The sequence below is a fragment of the Streptomyces sp. NPDC104761 genome (assembly GCF_055583445.1).
Genome location: NZ_JBVJNZ010000008.1, coordinates 333688 through 351486, shown reverse-complemented (window position 1 = coordinate 351486; position 17799 = coordinate 333688). Strand labels below are relative to the sequence as shown.

The 17799-nt window shown below is 72.2% G+C and carries 12 protein-coding genes; 6 read left to right on the top strand and 6 right to left on the bottom strand.

What is annotated here, in order from left to right:
- Positions 1–145: 145 nt before the first annotated feature.
- On the top strand, positions 146–1999 hold the full coding sequence (locus ACZ63F_RS23515; RefSeq protein ID WP_469713445.1) for a glycoside hydrolase family 3 protein: 1854 nt from the start codon (positions 146–148) through the stop codon (positions 1997–1999).
- A 102-nt stretch (positions 2000–2101) separates the two neighbouring features.
- The gene (locus tag ACZ63F_RS23510; protein ID WP_469713443.1) at positions 2102–2719 is read left to right on the top strand and encodes a hypothetical protein; all 618 of its coding nucleotides are present in this window, start codon (positions 2102–2104) and stop codon (positions 2717–2719) included.
- Positions 2720–2943: 224 nt separating this feature from the next.
- Here the strand turns inward: ACZ63F_RS23510 and ACZ63F_RS23505 are convergent, their stop codons facing one another.
- The 3 genes from ACZ63F_RS23505 to ACZ63F_RS23495 form a co-directional block, all read right to left on the bottom strand.
- Positions 2944–3336 (bottom strand): hypothetical protein, encoded by a 393-nt coding sequence (locus ACZ63F_RS23505; protein ID WP_469713442.1) that lies wholly within the window; start codon positions 3334–3336, stop codon positions 2944–2946.
- A 103-nt stretch (positions 3337–3439) separates the two neighbouring features.
- Complete coding sequence (locus tag ACZ63F_RS23500) at positions 3440–7192, bottom strand: ABC transporter ATP-binding protein (RefSeq protein WP_469713441.1); 3753 nt, start codon at positions 7190–7192, stop codon at positions 3440–3442.
- Positions 7193–7769: 577 nt separating this feature from the next.
- Positions 7770–8276: a hypothetical protein gene (locus ACZ63F_RS23495; RefSeq protein ID WP_469713439.1), complete on the bottom strand. Its 507-nt coding sequence runs from the start codon at positions 8274–8276 to the stop codon at positions 7770–7772.
- Positions 8277–8389: 113 nt separating this feature from the next.
- Here ACZ63F_RS23495 and ACZ63F_RS23490 point away from each other — a divergent pair, with 113 nt between their 5' ends.
- The 4 genes from ACZ63F_RS23490 to ACZ63F_RS23475 all read left to right on the top strand — a co-directional run bounded on the left by ACZ63F_RS23490 (position 8390) and on the right by ACZ63F_RS23475 (position 13436).
- Positions 8390–9235: a serine hydrolase gene (locus tag ACZ63F_RS23490; protein ID WP_469713437.1), complete on the top strand. Its 846-nt coding sequence runs from the start codon at positions 8390–8392 to the stop codon at positions 9233–9235.
- Positions 9236–9345: 110 nt separating this feature from the next.
- The gene (locus ACZ63F_RS23485) at positions 9346–10401 is read left to right on the top strand and encodes an esterase-like activity of phytase family protein (protein WP_469713436.1); all 1056 of its coding nucleotides are present in this window, start codon (positions 9346–9348) and stop codon (positions 10399–10401) included.
- Between the two features lie 134 nt (positions 10402–10535).
- A complete protein-coding gene (locus ACZ63F_RS23480) occupies positions 10536–12875 on the top strand; it encodes an ArnT family glycosyltransferase (RefSeq protein WP_469713579.1) in 2340 nt (779 codons plus the stop codon).
- 204 nt (positions 12876–13079) lie between these two features.
- A complete protein-coding gene (locus tag ACZ63F_RS23475) occupies positions 13080–13436 on the top strand; it encodes a peptidase inhibitor family I36 protein (RefSeq protein WP_469713434.1) in 357 nt (118 codons plus the stop codon).
- 127 nt (positions 13437–13563) lie between these two features.
- Here the strand turns inward: ACZ63F_RS23475 and ACZ63F_RS23470 are convergent, their stop codons facing one another.
- The 3 genes from ACZ63F_RS23470 to ACZ63F_RS23460 all read right to left on the bottom strand — a co-directional run bounded on the left by ACZ63F_RS23470 (position 13564) and on the right by ACZ63F_RS23460 (position 17747).
- Entirely contained in the window at positions 13564–15252 is a 1689-nt protein-coding gene (locus ACZ63F_RS23470; protein WP_469713433.1) for a thiamine pyrophosphate-binding protein, read from the bottom strand.
- Positions 15249–16217, bottom strand: a complete 969-nt coding sequence (speB, locus tag ACZ63F_RS23465; protein ID WP_469713432.1) for an agmatinase — start codon at positions 16215–16217, stop codon at positions 15249–15251. The genes ACZ63F_RS23470 and speB overlap by 4 nt, the downstream gene beginning before the upstream one ends.
- 66 nt (positions 16218–16283) lie before the next feature.
- A complete protein-coding gene (locus tag ACZ63F_RS23460; protein WP_469713430.1) occupies positions 16284–17747 on the bottom strand; it encodes a sodium:solute symporter family protein in 1464 nt (487 codons plus the stop codon).
- Between the last annotated feature and the right edge of the window lie 52 nt (positions 17748–17799).

Below are 17799 nucleotides of genomic sequence, written 5' to 3'. Positions count from 1 at the left end.
GGCCCTCGCTGCTGGCTGCGATCGCTGACCTACCCTCTCCGCCGCACCACGGCCGTCGGCCCGCCGCCATCGACGTGCCCCCCTCCAATGCGCCGATGGCGGCCCCTTTCTGGTTACTGTGCATTCCCCACCAAAAGGAGCGCACGTGCCCTCCAGACGCAGCGTCCTCACCGCGACCGCGGGCGTCACCGCGGGACTGGCCGTCGGCACCGGCACGGATGCCTTCGGCTCCGACGGCAAAAGCCCCGGCGGCACAGGCCGCGACGACCGGAGGCCCGACGACCGGAGGCCCGACGACCGGAGGCTCCGCGCGATCGTCTCCCGGATGACGATCGAGGAGAAGGTCGGGCAGCTGTTCGTGATGCGGGTCTACGGGCATTCGGCCACCGACCCCGACCAGGCCGACATCGACGCCAACCTCAAGGAGATCGGCGTCCGCACCGCCGCCGAGCTGATCGCGAAGTACCGGGTCGGCGGGATCATCTACTTCACGTGGACGCACAACACCCGGGACCCGCGGCAGATCGCCGAGCTGTCCAACGGGATCCAGCGGGCCTCGCTGACGCAGCCGCGCGGCCTGCCCGTGCTGATCTCCACCGACCAGGAGCACGGCGCCGTCTGCCGGATCGGGAAGCCCGCCACCCTCTTCCCGGGCGCCATGGCCATGGGGGCCGGCGGCTCGCCGGCCGACGCCCGCACCCTCGGCCGGATCTCCGGCGCGGAGCTGCGGGCGATGGGCATCCGGCAGGACTACTCCCCCGACGCCGACGTGAACGTGAACCCGGCCAACCCGATCATCGGCGTACGGTCCTTCGGGGCCGGCCCGGAGGCGGCCGGGGCGCTGGTCGCCGCCGAGGTTCAGGGGTACCAGGAGGCGGGGGTGGCGGCCACCGCCAAGCACTTCCCCGGGCACGGCGACACCGCCGTGGACAGCCACACCGGCTTCCCGGTGATCACGCACAGCCGGGAGCTGTGGGAGAAGCTGGACGCGGTCCCGTTCCGGGCGGCGATCGAGGCGGGCATCGACTCGGTCATGACCGCGCACATCCAGTTCCCGGCCCTGGACGGCTCCGGCGACCCGGCCACCCTCTCGCACCCCGTCCTCACCGGCATCCTGCGCGGCGAACTCGGCTACGACGGGCTGGTGGTGACCGACTCCCTTGGCATGGAGGGGGTCCGGACGAAGTACGGCGACGACCGGGTGCCGGTGCTCGCGCTGAAGGCCGGCGTCGACCAGCTCCTCGACCCGCCCACCCTGGACGTCGCCTGGAACGCCGTCCTGAAGGCCGTACGGGAGGGCGAGCTGACCGAGGCCCGGCTGGACGAGTCGATCCTGCGGATCCTGCGGCTGAAGTCCCGGCTGGGGCTGCTCGACCGGCCGTACGTCGACACGAAGGACGTCGGCCGGGTGGTCGGCACGGCGCGGCACCTCGCCGCCGCCGACCGCATCGCCGAGCGCACCACCACCCTGCTGGTCAACGAGGGCGGGCTGCTCCCCCTCTCGCGCCGCACGCACCGCACGGTGCTGGTCGCCGGCGCCGACCCGGACTCGCCGTCCGGCACGACGGGCCCGCCGACCGGCGTGCTCGCCGCCGCCCTCACCGAACTGGGCTTCTCGGCAACCGCGTTGCCCACGGGCACGGCCCCCTCCCCCGCGACCGTCGACCAGGCCGTCGCGGCGGCGCGGTCGGCGGACGCGGTGGTCGTCGGGACGTACAACGTGACGGCGGGCAGCGGACAGCAGCAACTGGTGGAACGGCTGGTCGCGACCGGCGTCCCCGTGGTGGCGGTGGCGGTGCGCAATCCGTACGATGTCGCCCAACTCCCCTCCGTCAAGGCCTGCTTGGCGTCCTACTCCTGGACCGACGTCGAACTGCGGGCCGCGGCACGGGTGATCGCGGGCGAGGTGGCACCGCGGGGCCGTCTGCCGGTACCGGTGCAGCGGGCGGACGATCCGGCCCGGGTGCTGTATCCGATCGGCCACGGGCTGACGTACTAGACGTACGCCACAGAACCGGGCGTAATGCCCCCAACAGGCGGAAAGCCTCCCGTACAGCTGACGCGGACCGTGATCGCGGGCCACGCTGGCAGGGGGGTCGCTATGCGGAACAGGCGTTGTGCGGGGGTACTGGTGGCGGTGGCCGTCGTGCTGCTGCCGGCCGGTTGCCGGACGTCGTCGTCCGGGGCGCCGGCGGGCAGCGCGCGGTCGACGGCGAGCCCGGCGCCGGCCGGGTACGGCGCGCAGTTCCTCGCGGTCGGCGAGTGCAGCTCGTTCGGGACCGCCGGCTTCACCGAGGTGCCCTGCACCGGGGAACGCGCGGCGGCCCGGGTGATCGCCCGGTACGACGGCACCGTGGCCGACGGGCCGCTGTGCCCGGCCGTCACCGACTTCGTGCTCCACATAGGCGCCCAGCGCACGGGCGGCGGCGAGGACGGCGACGGAACGATCCCGCAGGGCTACGCCTGCATGCGCAACCTGGAGCCGCCGCACCCCGGTGACCCGGGCGGGGGCGGCGGGCCGCGCACCGTCGTCGGCGACTGCGTCTACGGTTCGGGCCACGGCCAGGTCCGCGAGACCGCCTGCGACGGCTCGGGGAAACGGAAACCGCAGTACCGGGTGGTCCGGGCGGTGACCTCGCGGGACGCCTGCCCGGCGTCCACCGCCCTGTACGTCCAGCTGGGCGGGGAGCAACCGGTGGGCTGCGCACGGCGGTTGTGAACGCCCGTGTCGGCCTGGACCGGGGTGTGCGGAGCCCGGGCCGGAAAGCCGGCGGGCGTCGCGGTCATCCTGCGGGCACCACCACGGTCACCACGACTCGGCCTGCCGGAACAGCGCGACCGCCGCCGCGAAGAACCACACGCAGAACACCAGACACGCACCCCACAGCGCCCACAGGACCCACCGGACCTCTCGTCGTACGCGCACCGGCGGTTCGTCCTTCCTCAGCAAAGGATCCAGCCCGAGCTCACCGAGCTCCCCCCGACCGTGCCCCGCACCCACACGCAGCGGTGTCCCGCGTGGACCGTGACCGGGCCCGCGCGGTGGCTGTACCTGCCCTTGTCGACGACCGGCCGGTTGCCGCGGGCCTGGACGCTGACGGACATCGTCCGCCTGCCGCCGGAGCTCTTGGGCAGGGTGATCGCGCAGACGTAGCCGCCCTGCCGGTAGACGTGCACGGTGCCGCCGGCGAAGGACAGGGTCCGCACCTCGCGTCCGGCGCAGTTCGTGGCCGTCGCGGCCTGCGCCTCGGCCGGTACCACGAGCGCGAGCGCCCCGGAGGCGGCCAGCACGGCCGCACCGAGCGCCAGCCGCCGGCGTATCGCACCACTGTCCACAGTCGTTCCCTCCCGTACCGCAGCCGTGCCCCCACCATGACCGTACTGATGTACGGACGCCCGACATGTGTCGGATGGTTGCACGGCCGTCAGGGAGGCGAGCTCACCGGGTCGCGCCCACCGGCTCCTCCGGCTCCTCCTCGGGCCGGCCGATGAAGGTGCGCCACAGTTCGGCGTACCGGCCGTCGAGGGCCAGCAGTTCGTCGTGGGTGCCGTCCTCGGCGACCCGGCCGTGGTCCATGACCACCACCCGGTCGGCGCGGGCCGCGGTGGTCAGCCGGTGGGCGACCACGAGGGTGGTACGACGCCCCGTCAGCCGGTCGGTGGCCATGTTGACCTGGGCCTCGGTGGCCAGGTCCAGGGCCGCCGTCGCCTCGTCGAGGAGCAGCACGTCGGGGTCGACCAGCTCCGCGCGGGCGAGGGCGATGAGCTGGCGCTGGCCCGCGGAGAGGTTGCGGCCCCGCTCGGCCACCTCGTGAAGGTAGCCGCCCTCGAGGGTGGCGATCATCTCGTGGGCGCCGACCGCGCGGGCCGCCGCCTCCACCTCGGCGTCGGTCGCGTCAGGGCGGCCGTAGGCGATGGCGTCCCGGACGGTCCCGGGAAAGAGGTACGCCTCCTGCGGGACGACCCCGAGCCGGTGGCGGTACGAGGTGAGGTCGAGGTCGCGCAGGTCCGTGCCGTCGACCGTCACCCGGCCGCCCGTCGGGTCGTAGAACCGCGCGACCAGCTTGACCAGGGTCGACTTGCCCGCGCCGGTCTCGCCGACGAAGGCGACGGTCTGCCCGGCGGGGATGGTCAGGTCGATGCCGCCCAGAGCCGCGTCGCCCTCGTCGGCGGCCCCGTATGCGAAGTGCACGTTCTCGAAGGCGATGTCGCCGTGGAGCGACCGCACCTCCCGCGGTCGCTCGGCCGGCCTGGTGGAGGTCGGCTCGCGCAGGAGTTCCTGGATGCGGCCGAGGGAGACGGTCGCCTGCTGGTATCCGTCGAAGACCTGGGAGAGCTGCTGGACGGGGGCGAAGAACAGGTCGATGTAGAGGAGGTAGGCGACCAGGGCGCCGGTGGTGAGGGTGGCCGCCTCGACCCGGTGGGCCCCCGCCATCAGCACGCTCGCCGCGGCCACCGACGACAGCAGCTGGACGAACGGGAAGTAGACCGATATCAGCAACTGCCCCCGGATACGGGCCCTGCGGTAGCTCTCGCTGCGCTCGGTGAAGCGGCGGCCGCTGTCCCGCTCGCGCCGGAAGGCCTGCACGATCCGCAGCCCGGCCACCGACTCCTGGAGGTCGGCGTTGACCACCGACACCCGCTCCCGGGCGAGTTCGTACGCCTTCACGCTCGCCCGGCGGAAGAAGAAGGTCGCGACGATCAGCGGCGGCAGGGTGGTGAAGACGACGAGCGCGAGCTGCACGTCGATCACCAGCAGGGCGACCATGATGCCGAAGAAGGTGACGACCGAGACGAACGCGGTGACCAGACCCGTCTGCAGGAAGGTGGAGAGGGCGTCCACGTCGGTCGTCATCCGCGTCATGATCCGGCCGGTCAGCTCCCGCTCGTAGTAGTCGAGACCGAGCCGCTGGAGCTGCGCGAAGATCTTCAGGCGGAGGGAGTAGAGGACCCGTTCGCCGGTACGGCCGGTCATCCGGGTCTCGCCGATCTGGGCCGCCCACTGGGCGAGCACCGCGAACAGACCGAGCAGCGCGGCCGCCCACACCGCGCCGAGCGCCAGCTTGCTGACGCCCTGGTCGATGCCGTGCCGGATCAGCACCGGGAGCAGCAGGCCCACGCCGGCGTCCACGGCGACCAGCGCGAGGCTGACCAGCAGGGGCGCGCCGAAGCCGCGCAGCAGGCGGCGCAGGCCGTAGGAGTCCTCGGGGCGGACGGCGCCGGCCTCGTCGATGTCGGGGACGTCGGTCGCCGGGGGCAGCGCCTCGACCTGGGCGAGCAGTTCGGGCGTGGCCGGGGTGCCGGCGAGGGCGAGGTCACGGGGCGTGCGGTCGCCGGTCCACAGCCGCGGCGTCACGCCGCGCTCGGCGTCGAACTCGGCGTCCAGCTCGTCCCGCACGGAGGTGTCCTCGCGCGGTTCGAGGGGCAGGGCGTGCCCCGGGGAGACCCCGCCGAGCTCGTCCGGGTCGGTGAGGAGCCTGCGGTAGAGGGCGGACCGCTGCTGGAGCTCCTCGTCGGTGCCGATGTCGGCGAGCCGGCCGCCGTCGAGGACGGCGATGCGGTCGGCGAGGTTGAGGGTGGAGCGGCGGTGCGCGATGAGCAGCGTGGTGCGTCCCCGCATCACGTGCGCGAGGGCCTCGTGGATCTCGTGCTCCACGCGGGCGTCGACGGCCGAGGTGGCGTCGTCGAGGACGAGGAGCCGGGGGTCGGTGAGCAGGGCACGGGCGAGGGCGATGCGCTGGCGCTGGCCACCGGAGAGGGTGAGGCCCTGTTCACCGACCTTGGTGTCGTAGCCGTCGGGCAGATCGGCGATGAACCGGTCGGCCTGGGCGGCGCGGGCGGCGGCGAGGATCTCGTCCTCGGTCGCCTCGGGACGGCCGTAGGCGATGTTGTTGCGGACCGTGTCGGAGAAGAGGAACGAGTCCTCGGGGACCAGGCCGATGGCGGCCCGGAGCGAGTCGTGGGTCAGCTCGCGGACGTCGTGGCCGCCGATCAGGACGGCGCCGTGGGTGACGTCGTAGAAGCGCGGCAGGAGGAGGGAGACCGTGGACTTGCCGGAGCCGGAGGAGCCGACGACTGCGAGGGTCTCGCCCGGCCGGATCTCGAAGCTGAGTCCCTTCAGGACCGGGCGCTCGTCGTCGTACCCGAACGACACGTCGTCGAACTCGACGGTCGCGGGCGCGTCGGCGGGGAGGGTCTTGGTGCCCTCCTTCATGGTGGGCTCGGTGTCGATCAGCTCGAGCACCCGCTCGGTGCCCGCGCGGGCCTGCTGGCCGACGGTGAGCACCACGGCGAGCATCCGGACCGGGCCGACCAGCTGGGCGAGGTAGGAGGAGAAGGCGACGAAGGTGCCGAGGGTGATGTGACCGCGGACGGCGAGCCAGCCGCCGAGCGCGAGCATGGCGACCTGGCCGAGGGCCGGGACCGCCTGGAGGGCCGGGGTGAACCTGCTGTTCAGCCGTATCGTGCGCAGCCGCCCGGCGAAGAGCCTGCGCCCGACCTCCTTCAGCTTCCCGGTCTCCTGCTCCTCCTGCCCGAACCCCTTCACCACGCGCACGCCGCTCACCGCGCCGTCGACCACCCCGGCCACGGCCGCGGCCTGGGCCTGGGCGTACCAGGTGGCGGGGTGCAGCTTGCTGCGGCTGCGCTTGGCTATCCAGTACAGGGCCGGGGCGACGGCGAGGGCGACCAGGGTGAGCGGCGGCGACAGCCAGGCCATGATCGCGAGGGAGATCAGGAAGAGGAGGACGTTGCCGATGGTCATCGGCAGCATGAAGAGGAGCCCCTGGATGAGCTGGAGGTCGCTGGTGGCGCGTCCCACCACCTGGCCCGTGGACAGCTCGTCCTGCCGCCGTCCGTCGAGCCGGGTGAGGGTGCCGTACATCTCGGTCCGCAGGTCGTGCTGGACGTCGAGGGCGAGCCGGCCGCCGTAGTAGCGGCGCACGAAGGTGGCCGCGTAGACGAGGACGGCGGCACCGACCAGGGCACCGGCCCAGGGCCCCATGGACCGGCTGTGGTCGCCGATCACGTCGTCGATGATCACCTTGGTGATCAGGGGTACGACGGCGAGCACCGCCATACCGGCCAGCGAGGACCCGAGCGCGAGCACGACGTCCCGGGGATGCCGCCAGGCATACCCCGCCAGCCTGCGCGCCCAGCCGCCCTGCTGCCGCTCCCCCTGTTGCGCTGCCACGCGGGTGCCCTCCGTTCGCCCTGTTCTTCCACAAGGTCCCAACACGGAACGAAGCGGATTTCATCCTTCCGCAACAAAACGGGGGCGGGGCGCAGGGGGGCTCACCGCGGACGCCTACTCGCGGGGCGCCGATCACCCCGCTCGCGCCGAGCACGACGGACACCCCGTCGGCGTCGAGCCCGGCGTCCCACCTTCGTGACCTTGGCGCAGCGGCGGCGATTGCCGCCAGGGCCGCGGAACGGCCGGTACGGCAGGCACCGCGCGTGGTCGTCGTCGGGATCCCCCTCGGCCATCAGGACGCTCTGTCCTGCGCCCGGTGAGACGGCGCTCGGGCAGGGGGGTGTTCATCGGGTTCCGTCCGGGTTCGGTAACAGGAACGGCCGTCCCGGTGCACGGAGAGTCGGTCGTCCGCGTTCGCTGAATCCCGGCCGAGTCACCAGGATGCATGCTCAGGGGAGCGTGTCGGTGCCGCCCCCGCAGGAGGACCGAGGCGTTCCGGGCCGGCGAGGAGGTGTCCGTCGTCGTCTCGGAGGTCGATCGGTCCCGGCGCAGGGTGTTTCTCGCCGCGCCGGAGCCGCTAGGAACCTGACCGGCCGGCCCCGCCCCGGCGGCCGACCGTGATCGCCCACCGCACGCCCGCCGTCGCGGTCACCTGCACCGTGCCCGGCGTGTGGGGCCGTACCCCGCCGCCGTTCATGTTCATCTCGTTGTCGATGGTGCTGACTTGACCGTCGACGCAGCCGAACGGGAAGTGGAGGCCGAGCGGTTCGACGGTGACGGTCAGTCTGCCCCTGCCTTCGCAGTTCACCTGGACGGAGAGGACGCCGCTGCCGACCCCGCCCTTGATCTCCATCTCCCGGCCGCCGGTGGCGTTCGCCGCCCGGGCGACGACCTCGCCTTCGAGGAGCGCCGGCGCCTTGGTGACGGAGTCATACGTCCTGGCGACGGAGGTCGTCGCCCTCGTCGCCGGAGTGGGCGATGCGGGGGTGGGCGCGGCGTGGCCGGGTCCGCCGGTGCAGCCGGCGGCGAACAGCACGACCGTGGCCGCGGACATCGTCACGGCCGGCACACTCGGGCTTCTCATGGCGCCATCCTCGGGCACGGACCGGACAGCGAGGCACCCGGCCCAGATGACGGTTGCTTAAAGCCCTGACCGCTCGTACAACCATTCGTGCGAATCCGTGTGTCAACGAGGGTATGACTCACAGACGAAGGAGAGGGCTGGTCGCCACCGCGCTCGGCACCGGGTTTCTCATAGCCGGCGTGGCCGCCGCCGCGCCCGCCTCCGCCGCCGCGCCCGCCGTCAGCTGTACGTCCGCCAAGGCGGCTCTCGCCACGAAGCTGAAGAAGGACATCACAGCGGCCATCGCGAACCGCAAGGGGACGATCGCCGTCGGCCTGTACGACCGTTCGACGAAGACGACCTGCACCCTGCGCTCCACCACCCACTACGACTCGGCCAGCACGGTCAAGGTGACCGTCCTCGCCACGCTGCTGTGGGACGCGAAGAAGCACAACCGGTATCTGACCACCACCGAGCAGACGCTCGCCAAGGCCATGATCACCAAGTCGGACAACGACGCCACCACCAAGCTGTGGAAGCAGCTCGGCCTGACGAAGATCAAGGGCTTCCTGAGCGCGGCCGGGATGACGCAGACCACCCCGGGTGCCAACGGCTACTGGGGCCTGACCCAGATCGACGTGCACGACGAGCAGCGGCTGCTCGCGCTCGTCACCGCCAAGAACAGCGTGCTCAGCGACAATTCGCGCGCCTACATCCTGAAGCTGATGGGGCAGGTCGTCTCGTCCCAGCGGTGGGGCACCCCGTACGGCGCCCCGTCCGGTGTCGCCGTGCACGTCAAGAACGGCTGGCTGCAGCGCGCCACGCACGGCTGGCGGGTGCACAGCCTCGGCACGTTCACCGGCGGCGGCCACGACTACCAGATGACCGTCCTGACCCAGGACAACAGCACCATGAGCTACGGCATCAACACCATCCAGGCCGTCGCGAAGGTCGTCCACAAGGACCTCGCGGCCTCCTGAGGCGCGGCGCCGGTTCGCGCGGCGAAGTGCGGTCCCGGCGGCCGGAAACCGACCCTTTCCTTCACGGGGCGGTCTCCACCCCGTCACCGGTTCCCCCTACGGTGACCGCCATGCGCCTGCGAACCGTACTCGCCACCGTCACCGCCGGCCTGGCGGCGGCCACCTGTCTGTCCGCCGCCGGGTCCGCCAACGCCGTCGCGACCCGCACCGACGCGGCCAACACCGCCTCCGCTCACGCGTGTTCGTCCTCGGTCTCCCTCGACAGCTTCTCCGACGCCCTCGACAAGACGACCTTCGGCGGCTACTTCGTCGGCAACCTCTCCGCGCTCGCCGTGGACAAGGACGGCTCGCTCGCCGCCCTCGCCGACCGGTCGTACCTCTTCGACCTGGACGCCAGGACGCTCGCGCCGAGGAAAGTCGTCGGGCTCGCCGACGAGAACGGCGCCGCGCTCGATTCCGAGGGCCTGGTCGTGGACCGGGACGGCACCCGGCTGATCACCTCCGAGACCGAGCCGTCCGTCCGCCGCTACTCGGCGGACGGCACGATCCTGGACCGCCTCCCCGTGCCGTCCTCGCTCCTCGTCTCCCCTGCCGGACGGGCCACCTCCAACCAGACCTTCGAGGGCCTGACCCTCCTGAACGGCGGCCGCACCCTGCTGGCCTCCATGGAGTACGCCCTCTCCGGCGACACCGCCGGGATCGTCCGCTTCCAGACCTGGACCCGGACCAAGGGCGACCACTTCAAGCTGTCGGCCCAGTACGCCTACCGCACCGACGACCCGGTCCTCGGCGTCCCCGAGGTGCAGGCGCTCCCCGACGGCCGGCTCCTCGTCCTGGAGCGCGGCTTCACCTCCGGCGTCGGCAACACCGTCCGCCTCTTCCTGGCCGACCCGCACCGCGCCACGGACACCAGCCGCATCGAGAACCTCACCGGGCAGACCGGCGTACGGCTGATCAAGAAGACCCTGCTCACGGACATCGCCACCTGCCCGACGCTCGGCGCCACGGCCAAGCAGCCGCAGCCCAACCCGCTCCTCGACAACATCGAGGGCATGGTCGTCACCGGCCGCGCGAAGGGCGCGTACCAGGTCCTCCTGGTCAGCGACGACAACCAGAACGCGGCACAGACGACGCGGTTCTACCGGCTGTCGGTCCGCGTGCACTGACGCGGCGCTACAGCGGTACAGCAGGCGCGGAGGGCGGTCGTACCGGCCGTCCTCTTACCGACATCTCACCCATCCACAGCCTGTGCCCAGGATCGGCACAGCCCGCGCCCATCGGCCGCACGCAGGGTGGCATGGTGACATCTGCCACCGATCCCACCCCCCACTCGCCCGTGTCCCCCGACTGGGGCCCGCCCACGGCGACCCCCGCGCCGGCCTCCGCGGCTCCCCTGCCGGGCAAGGCGCCGCGCTGGTCGCTCCCCGCGCTGATCGCGATCCTGATCCTGGCGGCGGTGCTCTACTCCTGGAACCTCTCCGGTTCCGACATGAACACCTTCTACAGCGGCGCCATCTGGGCCGGTACGAAGAGCTGGAAGGCCTGGTTCTTCGGTTCGCTGGACCCGGGCAACTTCCTGACCGTCGACAAACCGCCGTTCGCTCTCATGGTCATGGGCCTGTCCTGCCGTATCTTCGGCTTCGGCACCTGGCAGATGATGGCGCCCGAGATCGTGGTCGCGCTCGCCACGATCTGGATCCTGCACTCCACCGTGAAGCGGGTGTGGGGGCACGGCGCGGCGGCCGTCGCCGCCCTGGTCCTGGCGCTGACCCCGATCACCGTCGCCATCAACCGCGACAACAACCCGGACACCATCCTCGTCTTCCTGATGGTGTCGGGCGCGGCGCTCGCGTTCCGCGCCACCCGTGACGAGAAGCTGCTGCCGCTGCTCGGCTCGGCGGCGTGCTTCGGACTCGCCTTCAACACCAAGCTGCTCGCGGGCTGGATCGCGCTCCCGGCCGTCTTCGCGCTCTACCTCTACGCGTCGAAGGCCACCTGGGCGAAGCGCGCCGTCAACCTGGCCCTCGCCGCGGTCGTGCTGGCCGTCTCCAGCTTCTGGTGGGCGGTCGCCGTCTCCCTGGTCCCGGCCTCGGACCGGCCGTACATCGGCGGCTCCACGGACGGCTCCGCCTGGAACCTGATCATGGGGTACGACGGTCTCGGCCGCGTCTTCGGCGGCGAGGGCAACGGCGGGGGCGGCGGCGGAGGCGCCAGCTTCGCCGGCTCCGCGGGCCTCGGCCGGATGTTCAACGACGTCCTCGGCGGCCAGATCTCCTGGCTGCTCCCCTTCGCGGGCATCGCCCTGGTCGGCGGCCTGGTGCTGTGCGGCCGCGCCCCGCGCACGGACCTGAGGCGGATGGCGCTGGTCCTGTGGGGCGGCTGGACCTTGCTGCACTACGTGATCTTCGCGACCGCGCAGGGCACCATGCACCCGTACTACACGACCGCGCTCGCCCCGGGCATCGCGGTGCTGTGCGGCGGCGGTGGCGCGATGCTGCTGGAGGCGTTCCGCACCGACAAGCGGTGGATCTGGGTGCTCCCGGCCGCCTTCGGCGTCACCGGCATCTGGGCGATCGTGCTGCTGCGCCGGGCCTCGGGCTGGAACACCTGGCTGTGGCCGACGATCGGTGTGCTGACCGTGGCCGGCATCGTGGGCATGGTCCTCTTCCGGTCCGGCAACAAGGCCCGGCTGCTGGCGGCCTCGCTGGCGGCGGCCGTGGTCGCGGCGCTCGCGGGTCCGACGGCGTACGCGGCGACCCTGCCGTTCGGCAGCGGCAGCGGCGGCGGTATGCGCGGCGGCACCAACCCGACCGCCGGCCCCTCGACGGGCAGCGGCTTCGGCGGCGGACCCGGCGGCGGAAACCGGGGCGGCTTCCCGGGCGGCGGCGAGATGCCGGGCGGCACGCAGCAGGGTGGTGGCCAGAACAGCCAGGCCGGCGGCGAGACGGGCGGCGGCTTCCCGGGCGGCGCGAACGGCGAGGCCCCGACCGGCGGCACGAACGGCGGCTTCCCCGGCGGCGGCAACGGGCAGATGACGCCCGGCGGCGGCACCGGCGAACTCCCGAGCGGCGGCAGCGGCAACGGCGAACTGCCCGGCGGCAACGGGGAGATGCCCGGCGGCGGCACCGGTACCGACAGCACGCGCGGCGGCTTCGGCGGCGGCATGGGCGGCGGCGGTGGCATGGGCGGCGGCGTGAGCAGCGACCTGATCGCCTACCTGATGAAGCACATGGACGGAGCCACCTGGCTGCTCGCGGTCTCCAACTCCCAGTCCGCTTCACAGATCGAGCTGAGCTCGAACGAGCCTGTCATCTCCATGTGGGGATTCACCGGCACCGACGGGGCGATGACCGTCGCCAAGCTCAAGGAACTGGTGAAGGCGGGCAAGCTGCACTACATCCAGGTCGGCGGTGGCGGTATGGGAATGGGCGGCAACAACTCGCTCAGCTCCGCGGTGACCGCCTGGGTGGAGAAGAACGGCACGGCGGTCAAGGAGAGCGAGTACAGCAAGACCACGACGAGCGGCTCGACGTCGAACTCGAAGTCCTCCGGCTCCGCTTCGTCCTCGTCCTCCTCGTCCGCCACCTCGCAGAGCACCACCTCCACGCTCTACCGGCTGGACCCGTCGGACGTCAGCTGACGCACCGGCAGCCCCGGGGCCCCCGACCGCACGGTCGGGGGCCTCCTTCGTACGCCCCGTTGCGGACCGGGACCGGTCGTACTACTTCCCTCACACCAGTGAAGTCGATCTTGGGCTCGGGCGTGTCCGCGTGACCGCCAAGGAGCATGGGGGCGCCCCGGCAGCTGGGCCGGGCTCCCCCAACTCCCTTTTCCGGAGGCTCCCGTGAAGCTTCGCACCTGGTCCCTCGCCGCCGCCCTCGCCCTGACCGCGCTCGTCGTCCCCGCCCAGAGCGCCTCCGCCCACGCGGCCGCCGCCCCGTCCTGTCCCGACGGCTCGGTCTGCTTCTGGAGCGGCGAAGGCTTCGGCGGCGACTACTGGGAATGGACGGCCCGCAGCGGCTACCGCGACATGCCGGCGAACCTCCACGACAACGTCGGTTCCTTCGTCGCCTCCACCCGCGCCTGCTTCGTCAACTGGTCGCCGACCGAGAAGCGCGACGTCTTCAACGGCGACTGGCGCTCCCAGTACCGCGGCGACTTCGGGGGCCGGATCGACGGGGTGGGCGCGGGGGCCTGCTGAGCGCTCCGCCGGCAGTGCCACGACAGGCCGTCAGTCGACCGCGGCACCGTCGTGGCTGGTCGCGCCGTTCCTCCCCCAGCCTTCGGCCGGGGGTACCCCCAGCGCCCCTTCGGGGCGCTGGACCGGCTCAGTCCGCCAGGTGCGTCGGCGCGAACATCCGCAGCAGGGCCGGGAGTACGACCACCGAGGGGCCCGGTTCGGCGAGGGCCTTCGCCAGGTCCGTCTCCAGGGTCTCCGGGGAGGTGCGGATCCCCGGGACGCCGAAGGACTCGGCGAGGGCCACGTAGTCGGGGCGGGTCAGTTCCGTCGCGGTGGGCTTGCCGAAGGCGTCGGTCATGTACTCGCGGAGGATGCCGTAGCCGCCGTCGTCGACGATGAGCCAGGTGACCGGGAGGTCGTGCTGCCTCGCGGTCGCCAGTTCGGCGATGGAGTAGAGGGCGCCGCCGTCGCCGGAGACCGCCAGGACCGGGCGGCTCGGGTCGGCGGCGGCCGCGCCGAGGGCCGCGGGGAAGCCGTAGCCGAGGCCGCCGGCGCCCTGGGCGGAGTGCATGAGGTTCGGGGCCTGGGCGTCGAAGGCCGACCAGGCCCAGTACGCCAGGATCGTCATGTCCCAGAAGGACGGGGCGCCCGCGGGCAGGGCGCGGCGGACCGACGCCAGCACGTCCTGTTCCAGGGTGAGTTCCTGGGCGGCGATGCGGTCGGAGACCCGCGCGAGCAGGGTTCGTACGCGCTCCGGTGCCGTCGGGTCCTCGCGTTCGGAAACCGTCTCAAGGAGGGCCTGGAGCGCGAGCCGGGCGTCGGCGTGGATGCCCAGCGCCGGATGGTTGGACTCCAGCTTGCCGAGGTCCGCCTCGATCTGGATCACGCGGCCGCGCGGCTTGAACGTGTGGTAGTTGGAGGAGAGTTCGCCGAGGCCCGAGCCGACGACGAGCAGGACGTCGGCGTCCTCCAGGAAGTCCGTGGTGTGCCGGTCCTCCAGCCAGGACTGGAGGGACAGGGGGTGGTGCCAGGGGAACGCGCCCTTGCCGCCGTACGTGGTGACGACCGGAGCGTTCAGCGTCTCCGCCAGCTGCCGGAGCTTGCCGGACGCGTCCGCCCGTACGACTCCGCCGCCCGCGATGATCGCCGGGCGGGCCGCGCGCGAGAGCAGGTCGGCCGCGACCGCGGTCAGTTCGGGGCGCGGGGGGAGTTCGTCGGGGGTCGCGTCCACCGCCGTCACCACGGGCAGCGAGGTCTCCGCGAGGAGCACGTCCTGCGGGATCTCCACCCACACCGGGCCGTGCGGGGCCGTCAGCGCCGACTGCCAGGCGGCTGCGATCGCGGACGGGATCTGCGACTGGGTGCGGACGGTGTGGACCGACTTCACCACGCCCCGGAAGGAGGCCGCCTGGTCCGGGAGTTCGTGCAGGTAGCCGTGGCGGCCGCCGCCCAGGCCCGCGGTGGGGATCTGGCTGCTGATCGCGAGGACGGGCGCCGATGCCGAGGCCGCCTCGTGCAGCGCGGCCAGCGAGGTCAGCGCGCCGGGGCCGGTGGAGAGGAGCAGCGGGGCCGCCTCGCCCGTGATCCTGCCGTACGCGTCCGCCGCGAAGCCCGCGTTGTTCTCCACCCGCAGGCCGACGTAGCGCAGCGAGGAGCGGCGCAGGGCGTCGAACATGCCGAGGGCGTGCTGGCCGGGCAGCCCGAAGACGGTGGTCGCGCCGAGCCCGGCCAGGGTCTCCACGACCAGGTCCCCGCCGCCTCGGCCGGCGGGCGGGTTCAGGGCTGCGGCCGTCTGCGCCTCGGTCGGGCGGAGCACCAGGTCGTGGTCGTGCGTCACTTCGAACGAGCCTCGGCAATCTGTCGGGTCATGATCGTGGTCAGTTCGTACGCCGTGTGCGAGGCCGCCACCGAGGTGATCTCGGCGTGGTCGTACGCGGGGGCCACCTCGACGACGTCCGCCGAGACGAGGTGGCATGCGGCCAGGCCGCGCAGGATCTCCAGCAGCTCCCTGGACGTCATACCACCCGCCTCGGGCGTGCCGGTGCCCGGGGCGTGAGCGGGGTCCAGACAGTCGATGTCGATCGAGATGTAGAGCGGGCGGTCGCCGATGCGCTGCCGCAGCTGGTCGGCGACCTCGTCGGCGCCCCGGCGGTAGACGTCCGCCGAGGTGACGATGCCGAAGCCCATCTTCTCGTCGTCGGTGAGGTCCTGCTTGCCGTAGAGCGGGCCGCGGGTGCCGACGTGCGAGAGGGCCGAGGTGTCCAGGATGCCCTCCTCCACCGCCCGCCGGAACGGGGTGCCGTGCGTGTACTCGGCGCCGAAGTAGGTGTCCCAGGTGTCGAGGTGGGCGTCGAAGTGGAGGAGCGCTACCGGCCCGTGCTTCCTGGCGACGCTGCGCAGCAGGGGCAGCGCGATGGTGTGGTCGCCGCCGAGGGTCATCAGGCGGGCGCCGGTGCCGAGGAGCTCGTCCGCGGCGGCCTCGATGGTCTCGACGGCCTCGTTGATGTTGAAGGGGTTCACCGCGATGTCGCCGCCGTCCGCCACCTGCGCCAGTGCGAAGGGGGAGGCGTCCTGCGCCGGGTTGTAGGGGCGCAGCAGCCTGGACGCCTCGCGGATGGCGTTGCCGCCGAAGCGGGCGCCGGGCCGGTACGAGACGCCCGAGTCGAACGGCACGCCCACCACGGCGACGTCGGCGCGGCCGACCTCGTCGAGGCGGGGCAGCCGGGCGAAGGTCGCGGGTCCGGCGTACCGCGGTATGCGGGAGGAGTCGACGGGGCCGCGGGGCGTCTCGTTGCTGCTCATGGGGTGCTGCCTTCTTTCCTACGCTTCATCGCGTACGTACCGCTATGCACTGCTTCTCGTACGACTCTACTGGTGGGCCGGGACCGGTTCGGACACGAGTTCGGGACCACTGCGGCCGGCGAGCCGTTCCCGCCAGTTCGCCAGCACCGCCGCGTCGGTCGGCTTCGTCGCCAGCGAGACGGCGACGTACGCGACGAGGGAGGAGAGCAGGCCGTAGTAGACGGGTTCGTTGGCGAGGATGCCGTAGCCCGCCATCAGACCGATCACCGCGAGGCCGCCGACGGTCACGGCGGCCAGGGCGCCCTGGACCGTGCCGCGCTTCCACAGCAGCCCGCCGAGGATCGGGACGAGGAGACCGCCGACGAGCAGGTTGTAGGCCACGGTCAGCGCCTCGACCACGTCGTTGAGGGCGATGGCCGTGCCGATCACGCCGAGTCCCATGACCAGGATGAAGACCCGGTTGCCGCGCACCTCGTCGTGCGCCCGTCCGCCGGAACCGGCCCGCCCCCGCAGCCGCGACCAGATGTCGTTGTTGGCGACGGTCGCGCAGGCGATCAGCGCCCCGGAGGACGTCGACATCACCGCGGCCAGGGCCGCCGCCAGCACCAGCCCCCGCACCCCGACCGGGAGTTCGTCCTTGACGATGGTCGCGAAGGCGTCGTCCGGGCTGCCCAGCTTCGGGTACAGCACCTTGGCCGCCGTACCGATCACCGCCCCGGCGAGGGCGTAGACGAGGCAGTAGGTGCCGGCCACCGTGCCGCCCCACTTCGCCGTCCGGTCGCCGCGCGCCGTGAAGACCCGCTGCCAGATGTCCTGCCCGATGAGCATGCCGAAGGTATAGATCAGCACGTACGTGAAGATGGTCTCGCCGCCGATGCCCAGCGGGTCGAAGTACGTCGTGGGCAGCTTCGCCCTCATCGCGCCGAAGCCGCCCGCCTTCACGACCGCGATGGGCAGCAGGAGCAGCAGCACGCCGATCGTCTTCACCACGAACTGGACCATGTCCGTCAGCGTGATCGACCACATGCCGCCGAGCGTCGAGTAGGCGACGACGATCGAGCCGCCCAGGATGATCGCGACGGTCCGGTTCATGTCGAAGAGGACGTCGAAGATGGTGGCGTACGCGATGGTCGAGGTGACGGCGAGCATGAGCGTGTACGCCCACATCACGACACCCGAGATCACGCCCGCCCGGCCGCCGTACCGGAGGTCCAGCATCTCGGAGACGGTGTACACCTTGAGGCGGGCGATCCGGGCGGAGAAGAAGACGGAGAGGGCGAGCAGTCCGAGGCCGATGGTGAAGACCATCCAGGCGCCGGACAGCCCGTACTGGTAGCCCAGGCCGACCCCGCCGATGGTGGACGCGCCGCCGAGGACGATCGCGGCCATGGTGCCGGAGTACATGGCGGGCCCGAGCCGGCGCCCGGCGACCAGGAAGTCGCTCTTCGACCTGGCCCGGCGCATGCCCCACCAGCCCATGGCCAGCATGCCGGCCAGGTACAGGACGATCACGGTGTAGTCGACGGCCACAGGGCCCTCCTTCGCTGGGGATCTCGCCGGCGGGTGACGTGCCTCGACATTA